This window comes from Methylobacterium sp. BTF04 (assembly GCF_010692745.1).
Classification (GTDB): Bacteria; Pseudomonadota; Alphaproteobacteria; order Rhizobiales; family Beijerinckiaceae; genus Methylobacterium.
This window is the reverse complement of sequence record NZ_JAAHTB010000165.1, coordinates 1-1,672: the sequence shown is the minus strand read 5'-3', so window position 1 is coordinate 1,672 and position 1,672 is coordinate 1. Positions and strand designations below refer to the sequence as shown.

Genomic DNA, 1,672 nt, shown 5'->3' with positions numbered 1-1,672 from the left:
CGACCCCCTCGGACCCGTCATGCCCGACGAGCACCGGACAGGCCCCCTCCTGAGCCGCGAGGACGGCGGCGACATAAGCCACGACACCGCCGCCGCCGAAGATCGCGATGCGTTGATCGGCGAGTTTCGTGCCGTAGTGCTTGGCCAGCGCCAGCCTCACTTCCGCAATCATGGCGGCACCGGTGGTGAACGCACCGGCGGGATCGGCAAAGACATGGTTCTCGAAGGGCGGGACGAAGGCGCTCCTGGCGGCATCCATCATGTCGAGGGCTAGTTCGGCGTTCTTGCCTGCAATGAAGATGGCCGTCCGAACGCCGTCCTGGGGAGCGCGGGAGAAGATGGAGTCCTGAACGAGAGCGGTCGTCTCGTCCGGTGCAACATCGGTGTAGGTGGTGACCACATCGAAGCCGGCATCGACGGCCATGTTCACGTCGAAGGGGCTCATGTGCTTGAGCGGGGTCAGCATGTGCAGGATCGAGCGGGTCATCGTAACTTTCCAGCGGGCGAACGTGGGAATGCCTTCAGGCGTGAGAGCGACGCGCCAAAAGATCTATCCCCATCCAAGCTTGAAGAGATTATCCAACCGTTGCTAAATACAGCACGACAGGCGTTGCTGAGTCCGAAATCTCCTCAATCATAGACGAGATAGAAATAAGGTAAAGATTTTATGGTTCTTCGCCATACCGGGTTGATCGCGGGTAGCACTGGCTCGTCTCCCGCTCCGTCATCCGGGATTGATGCAACGGTCTAATCTCCCCGACCTGAACCACCTGTCGAGGCCCCGGAGGGGACTTGACCCAACGCTGGGGAAGGGCTCGACGGTTTAGGAGGGGGCGGTCAACGGATCACCCCCTTGTTCTGACAGAAGTCGGTCCAAGCGCAGAGTACGCCGTGCGCAAGGTTCTTGTCCCTTTCGCGCTCGTAATGGCCCCGCGAGTTGCCCTCGACCCTGCGCAAGCGCACGATGGACCAGACGAACTTCGCCCTCGATGAGGTCATGGCGTCCTCGCGGAAGATCGACGACATCACCAAAGCGATCGATGGGATCGCCAAGCAAACCAACCTGCTGGCTCTGAATGCTACCATCGAAGCCGCGCGGGCCGGCGAAGCAGGTCGCGGCTTCGCCTTAGTCGCCGCCGAGGTGCGAGAGCTGGCCGGCCGCTCGGCGTCGTCCTCGGCCGACATAGCTGCTCTCGTGAGCGAGAGCCAGACTCGGATCGGGATCCTAGCTAAGACCTTGGAGAGCCTCAGCGCACCGGATCAGGCTGCCTGAACGTCACGCGCAAAAGATTCATGAGGCTTCGCTCTCATAGGGTGCGATTCCTCGTCCTAGTGGTTCGAGTATAGGCTCATCCGCCCTTTCGTTGCTGACGGAATCAGACCGGGCATTCGGAGGTGAGCGCCATCACCATCGAGATCGGCGTGCCCGAGGAGGGGCAGAAAGGCGTTGTCGTCCAGCCCCGGCGCTAGATGTTTGGTCCCGGCATTTGGTGGAGCGGATTTGACCTGAAGCGGGAAGGCTCTGCGGACCATGCTTTGCAGATTGCCTCGTAGGGCGTGAGGCCGCGCAGGGTCTTGAGGCGGCGGCCAAAGTTGTAGGCGCTGACGAAGTCGGCTAGGTGAGCGCGGAGCTGCTGGTGGCTGTCGTAGTGATAGCGTTTGACCGTCGCGT

The 1,672-nt window shown here is 61.5% G+C and carries 3 protein-coding genes; 1 reads left to right on the top strand and 2 read right to left on the bottom strand.

Features of this window, described 5'->3' with window-relative positions:
* A partial coding sequence (locus G3T14_RS24070) for a methylene-tetrahydromethanopterin dehydrogenase N-terminal domain-containing protein (RefSeq protein ID WP_281409852.1) occupies positions 1-487 on the bottom strand: 487 nt, incomplete at its 3' end.
* Between the two features lie 477 nt (positions 488-964).
* Here G3T14_RS24070 and G3T14_RS24065 point away from each other — a divergent pair.
* Positions 965-1,273 carry a methyl-accepting chemotaxis protein gene (locus G3T14_RS24065; protein WP_163644992.1) on the top strand — a complete coding sequence of 103 codons (309 nt, stop codon included), beginning with the start codon at positions 965-967 and terminating at the stop codon, positions 1,271-1,273.
* A gap of 193 nt (positions 1,274-1,466) precedes the next feature.
* Here the strand turns inward: G3T14_RS24065 and G3T14_RS24060 are convergent.
* The coding region (locus tag G3T14_RS24060; RefSeq protein ID WP_348645345.1) for an IS3 family transposase at positions 1,467-1,672 on the bottom strand (206 nt) is incomplete at its 5' end.

What these genes read in the sequence shown, in the direction of transcription:
- G3T14_RS24065 (WP_163644992.1), top strand. Translation starts at nt 965, where the DNA reads ATGGACCAGACGAACTTCGCCCTCGATGAGGTCATGGCGTCCTCGCGG.